Source organism: Xanthomonas sp. NCPPB 3959 (assembly GCF_056675575.1).
This window is the reverse complement of sequence record NZ_JBWWVR010000001.1, coordinates 20,902-36,531: the sequence shown is the minus strand read 5'-3', so window position 1 is coordinate 36,531 and position 15,630 is coordinate 20,902. Positions and strand designations below refer to the sequence as shown.

Sequence of the window (15,630 nt, the reverse complement as noted above, 5' to 3'; positions counted from 1 at the left end):
GACGCCTCAGACGCGCGGTGGCGTCGATGGGGTTGGGATCCTTCCGTGCTGCGTCGCAGCGTCGACACCTGCAGCGGGCGGTGGCTCAATGATCGCCTGGTCGTGCTCGCGCAGCGTACGCAACAATGACATAGGAATGACGATCAACGCACCCAGCAGCGCGATCGCCAAGCCAAGCCGACCCTGCCAATAGCTACTGTTGGCCAGCGTTGTGCCGAAGCTGAGCGTGGCCATGGCCACTGCGTTGTGCAGAGCCTCGCTACCGAACCGCAGCCCATTGCCGATCGTTATCCAAAGCAACACGACATACAAGAATGCCATTGGCGCCCCCATCCAGGTCATCGCCAGCCCGATCAAGCCGTAATCGGACAGCATCCCTAGCGTGCGACGCAGATGCGAGCGCTGTGGGTTTGCAACAATCCAGCCAAAGAGCACCAGCGCCATCCCCTGACCGATGGCGATCAGGCAGAACAGCTGCTGCAGCTGGTGCCTGGAGACCTGCCACTGCTGAGCGAAGGTCAGCGCATAGACCAGGATCAGCAGAATCAACACGATGCGCACCAGCGCCTGACCATGCTCGCTGTCGGCACGCCGGGCGAGTCGAGCGCGCAGCTGGCCAAGCACCGCCTTCACTTCACACCCCGGGTCGTGCCGATGCGGTCGAGAACTCCCCGCAGATCTGATCCAGCTGCGCGCGGCCGCGTAGCAGCGCATCCACGCAGCGCGGGTCGAACAGGCGGCCGCGTTGGGCGTACAGATACGCAAGCGCAGCGTCCATGGTCCAGGCCTCCTTGTACGGGCGCGGCGACAGCAGGGCGTCGAAGACGTCGGCCACCGCTACGATGCGCGCTTCCAGCGGAATCGCCTCTCCCACCAGTCCGTCCGGGTAACCGGTGCCGTCGTAGCGTTCGTGGTGACGTAGCGCGATCAGGGCGCCGACCTGGATGAAGCGGTTCTGGCTGCCGCTGAGCAGCTCGTAGCCGATGCGCGGATGCCGCTTCATGATGCTCATCTCGTCGTCGGTGAGCTTGCCCGGCTTGAGCAGCACCGAATCGGGAATGGCGATCTTGCCCATGTCGTGCAGCGGTGCGGCCATCTCGATGATGCGCACCTCTTCTTCCGACAGGCCGAGTTGCTCGGCGATCAGGCCGGCCACATGCGACATGCGCTCCAGGAACGCGCTGGTCCCCGAGTCGCGGTACTCGATGGCGCGCGCCAGCCGCGACAAGGTTTCGCGTTCGCGCTCTTCGACCTCGTTCATGCTGGCCAGCAGGCGCTGTTCCAGCGACAGCGCGCGTTGCTTGACGCTTTCGCTCTGCTGACGCAGCTGCAGCAAATTGGCGCAGCGCGCGCGCAGTTCGCGCGGGCGGATCGGCTTGACCAGGAAGTCGATCACGCCCGCTTCCAGTGCGGCCTGACGAATCGGTTCGTCACCGACGATGGTGATCAGGATGATCGGAATATCGCGATGGCTTGGCAGCCGCCGTAGCCGGCGGGCGAACTCCAGGCCGTCCATGCCCGGCATGCGATAGTCGAGTAGCAGCAGATCCACGCGTCCGGCTTCGCACCAGGCAAGCGCGTCGAGCGGGTCACCGAAGTCATAGACCTTCAACTCCGGTGCGATGTCTTCGATGACGTGACGCAGCATCGTCCGCGCAGACATCTGGTCATCGACAATAACGATGTTCAATCCCAGATCCGCCTTTTCCGACCAGCTTCCCCATGTATCCGTCGACGATACACCGACCGGATTCCCTAAAACATCCTGCATAGCCGTTGCTCCTCTGTCTCGAGAACGGGAAAGCGATAACGCCGACGGTACTGCCGACTCCCCCGACGATACGCCATTCGGGGCTCCGCTCAAGCATATGCAGTATCTGTGCCGTCGGCGAGCCGACGGCGCAGAGCATCAGGCTTCCGGACGCATATACGGGAACAGCAGCACATCGCGGATCGAGGTGCTGCCGGTCAGCAGCATCACCAGGCGGTCGATGCCGATGCCCAGACCACCGGTCGGCGCCATGCCGTACTCCAACGCACGGATGTAATCGGCGTCGTAATGCATCGCTTCGTCGTCGCCACCCTCCTTGGCCTGCACCTGCGCCTGGAAGCGCGCGGCCTGGTCTTCGGGGTCGTTGAGCTCGGAGAAGCCGTTGGCCAGTTCCTTGCCGTTGATGAAAAGCTCGAAGCGATCGGTGTACCCCGGCTCGGTGTCGCTGGAACGCGCCAGCGGCGACACTTCGACCGGATGATCGGTAATGAAGGTCGGCTGCACCAAGGTGTGCTCCACGGTGGCTTCGAAGATTTCCAGCAGCAGCTTGCCCCAGCCGTACGACGGCTTGACCTTGATCTTCAGGCGCTCGCAATGGCGCAGCAGCGCAGCGCGATCGGTACAATCGGCCGCGCTGATGTCCGGGTTGTGATGGCGAACGGCCTCATCCATGCGCCAGCGCCGGAAAGCCGGCGCCAGGTCGATGTCGGCGCCATCCCAGTTCACCTGGGTGGTGCCCAGCACCGACTGCGCGGTGTCGCGGATCACCTGCTCGGTCAGGTCCATGATCTCGTGGTACGTGGCATAGGCCTCATAGAGTTCGAGCATGGTGAACTCGGGGTTGTGCCGGGTCGACACGCCCTCGTTGCGGAAATTGCGGTTGATCTCGTAGACGCGCTCCAGCCCACCGACCACCAGCCGCTTGAGATACAGCTCCGGCGCCACGCGCAGATACAGATCCAGATCCAGCGCGTTGTGGTGGGTGGTGAACGGCTTGGCGGTGGCGCCACCGGGGATGTAATGCATCATCGGCGTTTCCACTTCCAGGAAGCGGCGCGCGTCCAGCCAGGCGCGCATGGCGCGGATGATCTTGGAGCGCTTGATGAAGACCTCGCGCGCTTCCGGGGTGACGATCAGATCGACATAGCGCTGCCGGTAGCGCTGCTCCACGTCCGACAGGCCGTGCCACTTGTCCGGCAGCGGGCGCAGCGACTTGGTCAGCAAGCGCAGCGCAGTGGCCTTGACCGACAGCTCGCCGGTCTTGGTGCGGGTCAGCCCGCCCTCCACTGCCACGATGTCGCCAACATCCCAGCCCTTGAAGGCGGTGTAGGCATCGCCGAGCACATTGCCCTGCAGAAACAGCTGCACGCGCCCGGATTCGTCCTGGATCTGCGCAAAACTCGCCTTGCCCATCACCCGCTTGGCCATCAGGCGGCCGGCCATCTTGACCGTGCGAGCGCTGGCTTCCAACGCCTCGGGGGTCCAGGTCTCGGCATCGGCGAATTCGGCCTGCAGGTCGCCGGCGAACTGTTCGCGCACGAAATCGTTGGGATAGGCGATGCCCTGGCTGCGCAACGCGCCCAGTTTCGCGCGACGCTCGGCGATGAGGCTGTTCTCGTCGGCGGGGATCTGCGGCGCGGGGGTCTGCTCGGTCATGGCGGGAATCGATCTGCTGTGGGTCGGGCGCGTGCCCGGTGGGGAGTGAGGAACCGGCTTGCCGGTTCCTGCTTTGTTTTACGGTGGGACTGTGACGACTGCGCGGTGCAGCGGTGTCGACTGTTGGGCAATCTGCAGCCGCTGCACGATCAGGACGCATTGCGGCCGCAGGCTGTGCGAGGTCGATGCGCGCAGTCACATCGACCTCGCACAGCGATCAGGCATCCAGGCGTTTGGAGCCTGCCGCCAGACCGGCCTTCAGGCTGGCCTCGACGAATTCATCCAGATCGCCGTCGAGCACCTTCTGCGTATCGCTGCGCTCGATGCCGGTGCGCAGATCCTTGATGCGGCTCTGGTCGAGCACGTAGTTGCGGATCTGGCTGCCCCAGCCGATGTCGGACTTGGTGGCTTCCAGCGCGTCGCGTTCGACGTTGCGCTTCTGCACTTCCAGCTCGTACAACTTGGCGGCCAGCATCTTCATCGCGTTGTCGCGGTTCTGGTGCTGGCTGCGGCCGGTCTGACAGGCCACCACGGTGTTGGTCGGAATATGCGTGATACGCACCGCCGATTCGGTCTTGTTGACGTGCTGACCACCGGCACCGGAGGAGCGATACACGTCGGTGCGCAGATCGGCCGGGTTGATGTCGATCTCGATGTTGTCGTCCACTTCCGGCGACACGAACACCGAGGTGAAGCTGGTATGCCGGCGGTTATCCGAATCGAACGGCGACTTGCGCACCAGCCGGTGCACGCCGATTTCGGTCTTCAACCAGCCATAGACGAACTCGCCTTCGATGCGGATGGTGGCCGATTTGATGCCCGCGACTTCGCCGCCGGACACTTCCATCAGCTCGGTCTTCCAGCCGCGCGACTCGGCCCAGCGCAGATACATGCGCAACAGGATTTCGGCCCAGTCCTGTGCCTCGGTACCACCGGCGCCAGCCTGGATGTCGACGAACGCATTGGCGCCGTCCATCTGGCCGGAGAACATGCGCTGGAATTCCAGCTTCTCGACGTGCACCTGATACTTGTCCAGGTCGGCAAGCACCGCCACTGCGGTGTCTTCGTCCTGCTCGCTTTCGGCAAGCTCCAGCAGGTCGGCGGCGTCGGCCAGGCCGGCCAGCACGTCGGCAATGCCGATGACGGTCTTTTCCAGCATCGAGCGCTCGCGGCCCAGGGCCTGCGCGCGCTCGGAATCGTTCCACACATCGGGGTTTTCAAGCTCCCGGGTGACTTCCTCTAAACGCTCTTTCTTGACGTCGTAGTCAAAGATACCCCCTGAGCGAGAGCACGCGATCGTTGAGATCGGTGATGCGCTGGCGGATCGGATTGGTTTCGATCATGACGGACTTCCGGCAAACAAGCCCGGTAGTTTAGCAAGCGGGCGGCGGCGGCGGAACGCGGCGGTGGCCATGCCGGGTCGCAGCGTTCTGCGGGCACAGCAAGCATCGATAAGCGCCGGCCGCTGCAGTCGGCAGCCGGGCCGGCGCACAGGTCAGGTGCCGGGGCGCTGACTGACCCAGGCCGGACAAAGGCGGCATTGCATACGATCGGCGCCGCTCCACTCAGCCAGCCGGTGCAGCCTCGACACGTTGCGCGACGGGCGCCTGCCCGGCCACTGTCCGCAACGCAGCCAGATAGCGGCGGCTGCATGGCAGTACCGTTGCATCGGTCAGGTGCACGCGGGCATCGCCGGATTCCAGCGGTTCGATCGCCTGCACACGTGCCAGCTTCACCAGGTAGCTGCGGTGGATACGCACGAACACGGCCGGATCGAGCTTGGCCTCAATCGCGGCCATGGTGCTGCGCAGCGGGTAGTCGTGGCTGCGTACGTGCAGATTGACGTAGTTGCCCGAAGCCTGGACCCATTCGATATCGGCGGTGGCGACCAGGAAGTCGCGTCCCAGCTTACGCACCAGAAAGCGTCGCGGGCGATCCAGCGGCTCCACCGGCGCGCCTTCGTCCGGCGCGGCCAGCAGATGCGCCTCGCCCTGCCGACGCCGCCCATACCAGGCCAGCGTGTGTTGCAGCGCCACCAGCAAGGCGAAGGTGCGCAGATCCTTGGAGAGTTCGTACACCCACTGCAAGCGCCAGCCACCGAAGTCGTAGTGCGCCCCCACCGCGAGATAGACCAGCTTGCGCAGCAGCACCATGCCGCTGACGTGCAGCAACCACCAGACCAGCCCGGCCGCCATATAAAGCGGAATGCGCCGCTGCCAGACATCGGCATGCAACGGCCAGCGCCGGCATAGCCAGAGCAACAGCGGCAGGAGCAGTAACGAGGCGGTTGCGCTACTCAGCTCCCAGGTCAGCACCTGCCATAGCAGCAACGGCTGACCATCGCGACGCGCCGCCAGCCATGCGGTCGCGGTGTTGCCGAGCGCACTGCCATAGAAAACCAGCAGCCAGATCAACGCCACCCAGCGCTTGCCCGCGCTGGCGTTGCTGCCGGTATCGGGTGGAATGGCCCCGGATGCTGGTGAATTCATCCGCGCATTCTAGGCAAACCGCCCGCCTGCCGTCCCCGGTTCGTCCCTGCAGTACCGCAACTGGTCACTCAGGGACAGCGTTGCCACCCTTGGTACAGCTGGGTAGCGCCGGATCTGCCGAGGATGCAGGCATGCCTTCAACCGACACGACCATGACCGAGCGCCGCCACGATATCGACGCCTTGCGCGTCTTCGCCTTTGCACTGCTGATCCTCTATCACGTGGGCATGGCCTATGTGGCCGACTGGGATTTCCACCTCAAGAGCGTGCACACCGCACAATGGTTGCAGTGGCCGATGATCGTGCTCAATCGCTGGCGGATGCCGTTGCTGTTCATGATCTCCGGCATTGCGATCGGGCTGGCGCGGCCGCAGGCCCGGCCCTGGCGTTTCGCGCTGCAGCGCTGCGGGCGGTTGCTGCCGCCGTTGCTGTTCGGCATGTTCGTGGTGGTTGCGGTGCAGGCCTATTGCCAGGGCGTGAGCAACGGCAAGGTCAGTCCGGGATTCGGAACCTTCTTGCTGCGCTATTGGCAGGTGCGGCCGTGGCCGGCCGGCAGCTTCGATGGCTGGGAGCACGGCATCACCTGGAACCATCTGTGGTATCTGGCCTATCTGCTGCCCTATACCGTCGCGTTGATGGCGCTGGTGTCGCTGACAACGCGGCTGCGGTTGGCCGCGTTGCCTCGCTTGCCCGCTGCGCTGGCGGTACCGGCACTGCTGCTGTTGCCGATCCTGTGGGAAGCGTTCTGCGTGCTGTGGGTGATGCCGCGCCACCCGCCGACCCACGCGCTGGTCGGCGACTGGTTCGTGCATGCCGAATCGTTCCCGCTGTTTGTGCTGGGGTACCTGCTGGCACGTCGCGAGCGCTTCTGGGCTTGGGCGGTGCGGCTGCGGTGGCTCACACTCGGCACCGCGCTATTGGCGATCGGCACCGAACTGGCAATCCGTTATGTCGGCATCCATGGACAACCGGCGCAACTGGGTGCAACGCTGACTGCGTTTTTGCCGTGGGAGACGATCGAACATAGCGCACGTGCCGCCTACACCTGGCTGGCGCTGCTGACGATTCTTGGCTGGGCCAGGCACAGTTTGAACCGTCCGTTCCGCTGGCTGCCGTACTGCACCGAAGCCGTGTTTCCCTGGTACATCCTGCATCAGAGCCTGATCATCGTGGTGCTCTACTGGCTGATGCCGTTGCACTTGAATGCCTGGCTGGAGCCGGCGCTGGTGATTGCCGCTACCGTGATCGGCTGTCTGGCACTGCATGAATGTGCGATCCGCCGCGTGCGCTGGCTACGCCCCTTGTTCGGACTGCGTGGGCGCACGCAGCGTTCGGCGAGGCAGGTCGACGTCATGCCGATGCCGTCATGAACGCATTGCGCACCGATGGCGCTGTTTGGCGCGCGATGGACTGGACGGCCTATCCGCAGCAACGCAAGATGCGCGCCGGACACGCTCTTTCGAAGAACACCATGCGCCCCACCCTGCTTGCCGCCGCTTTGTTGCTGACGCCCGTCGCCGCCCTTGCCGAGGCCCCGGTCGGCATCGCCTTCGACCATGAAGACTGGACCATCGCCTGCGACAACACCCGCACCTGCCGCGCTGCCGGTTACCAGCGGGACGAAGGCGACAGCACGCCGGTGTCGGTGCTGTTGACCCGCAAGGCCGGCGCCGGGCAAGCGGTGACGGCCGAGTTGATGCTGGGCCAGTACGACGAGGTCAAGATGCCGGCGTCGCTCACATTGCGCATCGACCAGCGCGATCTGGGCAAGCTGGCGCTGAATCGCGACAGCGGCACCGCGCCGCTGACCAACGCGCAGGTCACCGCACTGCTGGCCGCGCTGACCCGCAGCAGCACGATCGTGGCGGTGGGCAACGATGGCCGCCGCTGGCAGCTGTCCGATCGCGGCGCGGCGGCGGTGCTGCTGAAGATGGACGAATTCCAGGGCCGGCTGGGCACGCGTGGTGCGCTGGTGCGCAAGGGCGATCGCGACGAAGCCGCCGTGCTGCCGGCCGTGCCGGTACCGCAGGTGCGCGAAGCCAAACTCGCCGCGCCGCAAGCGGCCGATGCGCGCCTGGGCAAACTGCCGGCGCTCTATCAGGCGCTGCGTGCCAGCTTGCCGGCCAACGACGAATGCAAGGGGCTGGAAGCCAGCGATGCAGCGGAGCCATTGACCATCACCCGGCTCAGCAGCGACAAATTATTGGTCTCGACCGATTGCTGGATGGGCGCCTACAACGTCGGCACCGGCTACTGGGTCATCAACGCACGGACGCCGTTCGCGCCCACCTTGATCACCACCCAGGCCAGCGATCTGGATGAGGCGACCATCCTCGCATCGCACAAGGGGCGAGGTCTGGGCGATTGCTACAGCCAGGCCAGCTGGACCTGGGACGGCCGCCGGTTTGTGCCGACCTCCAAATCCACCTCCGGCCTGTGCCGGCTGGTGGCCGCGGGCGGCGCGTGGGAATTGCCGACGCTGGTGACCGAGGTCAAGAAGTCACCTTGATCGAGGCGAGGACAGTGCGCGTGTGCGCTTGCACTGTCTTGCAAGACGCTTTGAAGCGGCGAACGACACTATTTCGCAGCTATCAGGCGTGCGCCACTTGCCGCACACCACCGCGCACATGCCACCTGTGACTGCGCCTTCCAGTGCAGAGCGGCTGGGCTGCGGTCTGGCTGCGGGGCCCTTGCCCGCCCACCATCGCAGGACACGCCGCAAGTACATCCGTGTAGGCTCTTATGCGGCATCCATGCCGCATAAGGTCCCGCGACGGTGGGCGGGCAAGGACCATCGAAGATGGTCGGTGTGCGTGGTTGCTAGCAGAGCATGACGCGTGTTTCTCGGATCACGGCGCGTCCGATCAGCTTCCCACAGGCCTTCGAGAAAGCACCTACAGACTTGCCATCGCGAATCGCGTGGGTCACTGGAAAACAAGATGACCAATCGGCTTGCCTTGATCAGGTCATGGAGACGACAAGCCGAGGCGGCAGCGTGGCCGGGGATTGGCGGAGAGCGGCACAGGGATGTGCCGCGGCGGCGAGTCAGACAGGATGTCTGACCGAGCCGAGGAGCCGATCCCCGGCCGCGCTGCCGCCCCTACCGAAGCCAGCGACTGACAGCCGCGCGCTTAGAACCGTACCCTCAGCGCCCTACACGGACGGATTCACGGCGTGTCCCGCGAGCGGTGCGGTGAGGACACCGCGCCCTCGACCAACGCGGCTTGGAAACCTCCAGATGAGGCCAGGTGCAGCCAACAAAACGTAGAAAGAACGCTGAGCCCGCAGATCAGCCAGTGACGGTTGCCGGCTCGCAATGTTCGACGATCAATTGCACCGCCGTGCCGCCGCGATAATCGTCGCTGACCAGGCGATAGGCCAGCCGCACCATGCGACCCGGCTCACTGCCGCGCCAGCCATTGAAGTGGATCGCATTGAGCGGTTCGGCGCGCCCGGGGCAACGCAGCGTCAACTTGAGATGGCGCTCCTTGAGCACGCGGCACTGCAGCACTTCGAACCGACCATCGAACAACGGTTCGGGAAAGCCCTGCCCCCACGGCCCGGCCACGCGCAGTGCTTCGGCATGCAGGTGATCGAGTTCGTGCGCGGCCAGTTCGCCATCGCTGTGCAGTTCGGCGTGCAGTAGCGAGGCATCCACCATCGATTGCACTTGCGACCGGAATGCCTGTTCAAACGTGGCCAGCGCGGCGTGATCCATGCTCAACCCGGCCGCCATCGCATGCCCGCCGAACTTCTGGATCAGGCCCGGGTGGCGCGCATCCACCGCCGCCAGCACATCGCGGATATGCAGGCCGGGAATCGACCGCGCCGAGCCGCGCAACAGGCTGCTGCCCGGCTCGGCCGGCGCCAGCGCGATCACCGGGCGATGCAGGCGGTCCTTGAGTTTAGAAGCGACCAATCCAATGACGCCGGGATGCCACTCGGCATCGAACAGGCAGGCCGCGATCGGCAATGCGCCATCGGCATCCAGCACCACCTTGGTGACGGCTTGCTCGGCGTCGTCGGTCATCAACTGCTGCACCGCGCGGCGCTCTGCGTTGATCTCCTCCAAGGTGCCGGCGATCTCGCGTGCGCGGCTCCAGTCTTCGCTGAGCAATAGCTCGATGCCCAAGGCCATGTCTTCGAGCCGGCCCGCGGCATTGAGGCGTGGGGCGAGCGCGAATCCGATGTCGCTGGCGCTCAGGCGCGCCACATCGCGACCGCTGGCATCGATCAGGGCGCGCAGTCCGATACAGCCCCTGCCCTCGCGCAGGCGGCGCAAGCCGGCCGAGACCAGCGCACGGTTGTTGGTGTCCAGCGGCACCAGATCGGCGACGGTGCCGACCGCGACCAGATCCAGCAACACCGACAGATCCGGTTCGGCGCGCTCGGCAAATGCGCCGCGCGCGCGCAACACACTGCGCAATGCCAGCAGCACGTAGAAGATCACCCCGACGCCGGCCAGGGATTTACTCGGGAAGGTGTCGTTGGCCAGATTCGGATCCACGATCGCATCGGCCGGCGGCAACACCTCGCCGGGCAAATGGTGGTCGGTGACCAGCACGGTCCAACCGCGCGCCTTGGCTGCGGCCACACCGGCGTGACAGGCGATGCCGTGATCGACGGTGACCAGCAGATCCGGCTGCAACGCGGCCAGTTCGTCCACCAGCGCAGGCGACAGGCCATAGCCGTGCACCATGCGATTGGGCACTGCGTGATGAACATCCAGCGCGCCGAGCATGCGCAAGCCGCGCACGCCAACCGCGCACGCGGTGGCGCCATCGCAATCGAAATCGCCCACTACCAGGATGCGGCGCTGGTGTGCGATCGCATCGGCCAGCAGCTCGGCGGCAACGTCGCTGTTATGCAACAACTCCGGCGACAGCAATTGCCCCAACCGCGGATGCGCGCCGTGCGTATCGGTGACACCACGCGCGGCATAAATGCGGCGCAACAGCGGCAACATGGCATCGGGCCAACTGCCGGCCTGCCCGGGCGGGCGCCGGACGATCTGCAGAGTGGACGTCATTGCGCCAGCTGTAAGCGAGGCTTGCGCCAGAAACGCCAGCGTTGCGCGTGCGTCAGCGAGACGGTTTGCCCGTCCTGGAAATCCAGCACCAGCCGATCCAACTCGCCACGCGCCATCGCCGCCAGCAACGGGGCAACCGCGTCGTCGCTGAATTGCTGCAGCGAGCGCAGATGACGCAGATCCACCAAGGCATCCACGCGTTGTTCGCCCTGCGCATCGGCACCGGCCGCCAGGGCCAGCGCACGCAGCAGCGACTCACGGCTGCGCACTTGCCGATGCGGCGAACTCACCGCATGCGGCAGAACGCCGCCGCCCCAGAACCACAGCGAATTGATCGCCGGTTTGCCACTGGCCACGCGGCCTTCGTTCCAGGGATGTTGATGCAGCAGCACCTGCGCTTCGGTCAACAGCGCGCGCCAGCGCCGGCCGACATCGCCGGCGGGAAGATGCTCGAACAAGTCGTCGCCGATCGCCAGATCCGGCGGCGCGAATTCCGGCAGCTTGGCATCCGGCGACAGCCGCAGATACCAGCGCGAGGGCGTTGGCGCATCCAGCAGAAACCCGGCATCGCCGAACATCGGCTTGAGGATCGGCAACAACACCTCCAGATCTTCTGCCGTGGGACCAAGCGCCTCGCCATACCCCATCAACCGCGCGCCCTGCATGTCCGGCACCACATAGGCCGGATCGGCACGTACCCAGGTCGCACCGGCGGCATCGCCGGCATCGAGCTGACGGGTCAGCGCGGCCACCGGCCACTGCGCAGGCGTCAAGCTGAAGTGGCGTTGCAACTGCGCCACCTCGCCGGACTCGGTGCTTTGCTGGTCGGCACGCGCAAGCGCACGCGCCACCGGCGTGTCGCCCAACTCGCCGGGTAGACGGCGTGTTTCCGGCAGCAGCAGCGTTGCGGTCGTCATCGGTCGGTGGCGTCGATCAATGGCAGTGGATCAGTCCAGGCAATCAATCTAGATAGGCAACGCTGACGACTTCGTACTCGCGCTGGCCGGCCGGCGCGTCGATGGTGACCGAATCGCCTTCCAGCTTGCCGATCAACGCACGTGCCAATGGCGAGGAGATCGCGATCATGCCCAGCTTGATGTCCGCTTCCAGATCGCCAACGATCTGGTAGCGCTTCTCTTCGTCGGTCTCGGTGTCGGCCAGCGTCACCGTGGCGCCGAACACGATCTTGTTGCCGGCCGACAGCTTGGTGATGTCGATGATCTCGGCATGCGAGAGCTCGCCTTCCAGCTGCTTGATGCGGCCTTCGATAAAGCTCTGCTGCTCGCGCGCGGCGTGGTATTCGGCATTTTCTTTCAGATCGCCGTGCGCACGCGCTTCGGCGATCGCGCTGATCACCGCCGGGCGCTTGACCGACTTCAGCTGATCGAGTTCTTCGCGCAGACGCTGGGCGCCCTTCGCGGTCATGGGTGCTCTCATGCTTGCAGCTCCTTGTGCAGTTCCTGCAGCGACCACACAGGGCCGGTGCCGCGGAATTCCAGCGAATGCACCAGCGCCTTGGCGCCGGCGACAGTGGTCGAATAGGTCACGCGATGCTGCAGCGCTTCACGCCGGATCGAGAACGAGTCGGAGATGGCGGCGCGACCTTCTGTGGTGTTGACGATGTACACGATCTCGCCGTTCTTGATCGAATCGACGATATGCGGGCGCCCTTCGGCGACCTTGTTGACGATTTCGCAGCTCAACCCGTTTTCCTGCAGCCAGGCGCCGGTGCCGCGTGTGGCGACCAACGTATAGCCACGCTCCACCAGCGCCTGCGCCACCGGCAGCACGCGCTTCTTGTCCGGGTCGCGCACCGACACGAACGCCTTGCCCACTGGTGGCGCCTTGATGCCGCCGGCTTCCTGCGCGCGCGCGAACGCGGCGCTGAAGCTGCGGCCCACGCCCATCACCTCACCGGTGGAGCGCATCTCCGGCCCGAGGATCGGGTCCACGCCCTGGAACTTGGCGAACGGGAAGATAGCTTCCTTCACCGAGTAGTAGTCCGGCACGATTTCCTTGGTGGCGCCCTGCTCGGCCAGCGTCTTGCCGGCCATGCAGCGTGCGGCGATCTTGGCCAGCGGCATGCCGGTGGCCTTGGACACAAACGGCACCGTGCGCGAGGCACGCGGGTTCACTTCCAGCAAAAACACCACATCGTCGCCGGCCTCATCGACCTGCACCGCGAACTGCGTGTTCATCAGCCCGACCACGTTCAAGCCTTCGGCCAGCATGACGACCTGACGGCGCAGCTCGGCCTGGGTCTTGGGCGAGAGCGAATACGGCGGCAGCGAGCACGACGAATCGCCCGAATGCACGCCGGCTTCTTCGATGTGTTCCATCAAGCCGCCGATCAGCACGTTGCCGTCCTTGTCGGCAATGATGTCCACGTCCACTTCCACCGCGTTATCCAGGAAGCGGTCCAGCAGCACCGGCGAATCGTTGGAGACCTTGACCGCATCGCGCACATAGCGCGCCAGGTCGGACTCGCCGTAAACAATCTCCATCGCACGACCGCCCAGCACATAGCTCGGGCGCACCACCAGCGGATAGCCGATCTCGCGTGCCAGCACCAAGGCTTCTTCCGAATTGCGCGCGATGCGGTTCGGCGGCTGCTTCAGGCCCAGCTTGTCGACCAGTTGCTGGAAACGCTCGCGGTCTTCGGCCAGATCGATCGAATCGGGCGAGGTGCCGATCACCGGCACGCCATTGGCTTCCAGCGCACGCGCCAGCTTCAGCGGAGTCTGGCCGCCGTACTGCACGATCACGCCCTTGGGTTTTTCCAGCTCGACGATTTCCAGCACGTCTTCCAGCGTCAACGGCTCGAAGTACAGTCGGTCGGAGGTGTCGTAATCGGTAGAGACGGTTTCCGGGTTGCAGTTGACCATGATGGTCTCGTAACCGTCATCGCGCAGCGCCAGCGCCGCATGCACGCAGCAGTAGTCGAACTCGATGCCCTGGCCGATGCGGTTGGGGCCACCGCCCAGGATCATGATCTTGTCGCGATCGGTCGGCAGCGCTTCGCATTCGTCCTCGTAGGTCGAATACAGATATGCGGTGCTGGTGGCGAATTCGGCCGCGCACGAATCCACGCGCTTGTAGACCGGGCGCACCTTGAGCGCGCGGCGCAGCGTGCGCACCGATTCTTCGTTGGTGCCGGTCAACTCGGCCAGGCGCGCATCGGAGAAACCGGCGCGCTTGAGCGTGCGCAGACGCGCGGCATCCAGCGAAGCCATACCGTCGTCGGCGAGCTGCTGCTCATGGCTGATCAGTTCTTCGATCTGATCCAGGAACCACGGATCGATAAACGACAGCGCGTAGATATCGGCCACGCTCATACCGGCGCGGAACGCATCGGCGACGTAGAACAGGCGCTCCGGGCCCGGCGCCTTGAGCTCGCGCTTGAGCGCGGCGATGTCGTCTTCGCTGCTCAGATCCAGGCCGGTCGGGTCCAGCCCGATCTTGCCGGTTTCCAGGCCACGCAGCGCTTTCTGCAGCGATTCCTGGAAGGTGCGGCCCATCGCCATCACCTCGCCCACCGACTTCATCTGCGTGGTCAAACGCGCATCGGCCTGCGGGAATTTCTCGAAGGCAAAGCGCGGAATCTTGGTGACCACGTAGTCGATCGACGGCTCAAACGAGGCCGGGGTCAGGCCGCCGGTGATCTCGTTCTTCAACTCGTCCAACGTGTAGCCCACCGCCAGCTTGGCGGCAACCTTGGCGATCGGGAAGCCGGTGGCCTTGGAGGCCAGCGCCGACGAACGCGACACACGCGGATTCATTTCGATCACCACCACCCGGCCATTGGTCGGGCTGATGCCGAACTGCACGTTGGAGCCGCCGGTATCCACACCGATCTTGCGCAGCACCGCGATCGAGGCATCGCGCAGGCGCTGATATTCCTTGTCGGTAAGGGTCTGCGCAGGAGCGACGGTGATCGAGTCGCCGGTGTGCACGCCCATCGGATCGAGGTTTTCGATCGCGCAGACGATGATGCAGTTGTCCGCCGTGTCGCGGACCACTTCCATCTCGAATTCCTTCCAGCCCAGCACCGATTCTTCCACCAGCACTTCGGTGGTCGGCGACAGCTCCAGGCCACGGCCGACGATCTCGATCAGCTCTTCGCGGTTGTAAGCGATGCCGCCACCGCTGCCGCCCAACGTGAAGCTGGGGCGGATGATGGTCGGGTAGCCGACGCGGGTCTGGATATCCAGCGCTTCTTCCAGCGTGTGCGCCACTTCGGCCCTGGGGCAATCCAGGCCGATCTCACCCATCGCCACGCGGAACAGCTCGCGGTCCTCGGCCATGCGGATCGCTTCGCGCTTGGCGCCGATCAGCTCGACGTTGTACTTCTCCAGCACGCCGTGGTCAGCCAGATCCAGCGCGCAATTCAGCGCGGTCTGCCCGCCCATGGTCGGCAGCAGGGCGTCGGGCTTTTCCTTGGCGATGATCTTCTCGACCGTCTGCCAGTTAATCGGCTCGATGTAGACCGCATCGGCCATGTCCGGGTCGGTCATGATCGTGGCCGGATTGCTGTTGACCAGCACCACGCGGTAGCCCTCGTCGCGCAGCGCCTTGCACGCCTGCGCGCCGGAGTAATCGAACTCGCAGGCCTGGCCGATGACGATCGGGCCGGCGCCGATGATCAGGATGGTTTTTAGGTCGGTGCGCTTTGGCATTGTCTTCTC

General features: G+C 65.0%; 11 protein-coding genes. 2 read left to right on the top strand and 9 right to left on the bottom strand.

Annotated elements, in window-relative coordinates:
• Nucleotides 1-6: 6 nt before the first annotated feature.
• The 5 genes from AC1KVG_RS00155 to AC1KVG_RS00135 all read right to left on the bottom strand — a co-directional run bounded on the left by AC1KVG_RS00155 (nucleotide 7) and on the right by AC1KVG_RS00135 (nucleotide 5,916).
• Nucleotides 7-624, bottom strand: a complete 618-nt coding sequence (locus tag AC1KVG_RS00155; protein ID WP_481093137.1) for an RpfH protein — start codon at nucleotides 622-624, stop codon at nucleotides 7-9.
• A 10-nt stretch (nucleotides 625-634) separates the two neighbouring features.
• Entirely contained in the window at nucleotides 635-1,771 is a 1,137-nt protein-coding gene (gene rpfG / locus AC1KVG_RS00150) for a cyclic di-GMP phosphodiesterase response regulator RpfG (RefSeq protein ID WP_006451240.1), read from the bottom strand.
• Between the two features lie 138 nt (nucleotides 1,772-1,909).
• Nucleotides 1,910-3,427, bottom strand: a complete 1,518-nt coding sequence (gene lysS / locus AC1KVG_RS00145; RefSeq protein WP_481093136.1) for a lysine--tRNA ligase — start codon at nucleotides 3,425-3,427, stop codon at nucleotides 1,910-1,912.
• A gap of 217 nt (nucleotides 3,428-3,644) precedes the next feature.
• A protein-coding gene (gene prfB, locus AC1KVG_RS00140; protein WP_104591659.1) for a peptide chain release factor 2 occupies nucleotides 3,645-4,770 on the bottom strand; the annotation gives its coding sequence in 2 pieces (ribosomal slippage) (nucleotides 3,645-4,694 and nucleotides 4,696-4,770; 1,125 coding nt in all).
• Nucleotides 4,771-4,992: 222 nt separating this feature from the next.
• Nucleotides 4,993-5,916: a LytTR family DNA-binding domain-containing protein gene (locus AC1KVG_RS00135; protein WP_481093135.1), complete on the bottom strand. Its 924-nt coding sequence runs from the start codon at nucleotides 5,914-5,916 to the stop codon at nucleotides 4,993-4,995.
• 152 nt (nucleotides 5,917-6,068) lie between these two features.
• On the opposite strand from AC1KVG_RS00135, the gene AC1KVG_RS00130 reads away from it, so the two are divergent.
• Both AC1KVG_RS00130 and AC1KVG_RS00125 read left to right on the top strand, forming a co-directional pair.
• Nucleotides 6,069-7,286 (top strand): acyltransferase family protein, encoded by a 1,218-nt coding sequence (locus AC1KVG_RS00130; RefSeq protein WP_481093442.1) that lies wholly within the window; start codon nucleotides 6,069-6,071, stop codon nucleotides 7,284-7,286.
• Between the two features lie 101 nt (nucleotides 7,287-7,387).
• Nucleotides 7,388-8,425, top strand: coding sequence for a DUF1176 domain-containing protein (locus AC1KVG_RS00125; protein ID WP_481093441.1), 1,038 nt, complete (start codon nucleotides 7,388-7,390; stop codon nucleotides 8,423-8,425).
• A 780-nt stretch (nucleotides 8,426-9,205) separates the two neighbouring features.
• Here the strand turns inward: AC1KVG_RS00125 and recJ are convergent.
• From recJ to carB, 4 genes are read right to left on the bottom strand one after another with little or no spacing between them, the layout of a single operon-like run.
• Nucleotides 9,206-10,945, bottom strand: coding sequence for a single-stranded-DNA-specific exonuclease RecJ (gene recJ, locus AC1KVG_RS00120; RefSeq protein WP_481093134.1), 1,740 nt, complete (start codon nucleotides 10,943-10,945; stop codon nucleotides 9,206-9,208).
• A complete protein-coding gene (locus tag AC1KVG_RS00115; protein WP_317062816.1) occupies nucleotides 10,942-11,862 on the bottom strand; it encodes a phosphoglycerate mutase in 921 nt (306 codons plus the stop codon). Before AC1KVG_RS00115 ends, recJ begins: the two co-directional genes overlap by 4 nt.
• 43 nt (nucleotides 11,863-11,905) lie before the next feature.
• Nucleotides 11,906-12,370: a transcription elongation factor GreA gene (gene greA, locus AC1KVG_RS00110; RefSeq protein ID WP_172453391.1), complete on the bottom strand. Its 465-nt coding sequence runs from the start codon at nucleotides 12,368-12,370 to the stop codon at nucleotides 11,906-11,908.
• An 8-nt stretch (nucleotides 12,371-12,378) separates the two neighbouring features.
• The gene (carB, locus tag AC1KVG_RS00105) at nucleotides 12,379-15,621 is read right to left on the bottom strand and encodes a carbamoyl-phosphate synthase large subunit (RefSeq protein ID WP_023903844.1); all 3,243 of its coding nucleotides are present in this window, start codon (nucleotides 15,619-15,621) and stop codon (nucleotides 12,379-12,381) included.
• Nucleotides 15,622-15,630: the final 9 nt, after the last annotated feature.

What these genes read in the sequence shown, in the direction of transcription:
- AC1KVG_RS00125 (WP_481093441.1), top strand. Translation starts at nt 7,388, where the DNA reads ATGCGCCCCACCCTGCTTGCCGCCGCTTTGTTGCTGACGCCCGTCGCC.
- AC1KVG_RS00130 (WP_481093442.1), top strand. Translation starts at nt 6,069, where the DNA reads ATGACCGAGCGCCGCCACGATATCGACGCCTTGCGCGTCTTCGCCTTT.
- AC1KVG_RS00115 (WP_317062816.1), bottom strand. Translation starts at nt 11,862, where the DNA reads ATGACGACCGCAACGCTGCTGCTGCCGGAAACACGCCGTCTACCCGGC.
- lysS (WP_481093136.1), bottom strand. Translation starts at nt 3,427, where the DNA reads ATGACCGAGCAGACCCCCGCGCCGCAGATCCCCGCCGACGAGAACAGC.
- AC1KVG_RS00135 (WP_481093135.1), bottom strand. Translation starts at nt 5,916, where the DNA reads ATGAATTCACCAGCATCCGGGGCCATTCCACCCGATACCGGCAGCAAC.
- carB (WP_023903844.1), bottom strand. Translation starts at nt 15,621, where the DNA reads ATGCCAAAGCGCACCGACCTAAAAACCATCCTGATCATCGGCGCCGGC.
- greA (WP_172453391.1), bottom strand. Translation starts at nt 12,370, where the DNA reads ATGACCGCGAAGGGCGCCCAGCGTCTGCGCGAAGAACTCGATCAGCTG.
- recJ (WP_481093134.1), bottom strand. Translation starts at nt 10,945, where the DNA reads ATGACGTCCACTCTGCAGATCGTCCGGCGCCCGCCCGGGCAGGCCGGC.
- rpfG (WP_006451240.1), bottom strand. Translation starts at nt 1,771, where the DNA reads ATGCAGGATGTTTTAGGGAATCCGGTCGGTGTATCGTCGACGGATACA.